We start from the raw sequence: 235 nt of genomic DNA, 5'->3' as shown, positions 1-235 counted from the left end.
CTTTTCCGCCATGCGTTTAAGGGCCTGGTGCCGGGGCGAGTGCCCCAACCCACTGATAGTAATGGAGCGGTAAGAGGTTTCGGCGCCAGCCAGCCCTTTCAGCACTTCCATTTCTGTTCGGGCATGGCTCATCATATCCACAAAGTTATACACGAACACGTTCAGCGGATAATTGAGCATATTTTGCACGTTGTTCACCAGGTGCTGCCCGTCGGTATGGTTAATAACCTTGGTG

1 pseudogene is annotated in these 235 nt (G+C 52.3%); it reads right to left on the bottom strand.

Annotated elements, in window-relative coordinates:
- Positions 1–235 (bottom strand): annotated as a pseudogene (locus tag KVT36_RS32250) (two-component system response regulator); the annotation flags it as partial.

The organism is Chitinophaga sp. GbtcB8 (genome assembly GCF_019091455.1).
Classification (GTDB): domain Bacteria; phylum Bacteroidota; class Bacteroidia; order Chitinophagales; family Chitinophagaceae; genus Chitinophaga.
Note: the sequence above shows the minus strand (reverse complement) of the source record. Positions and strands in the feature narration are given on the sequence as shown.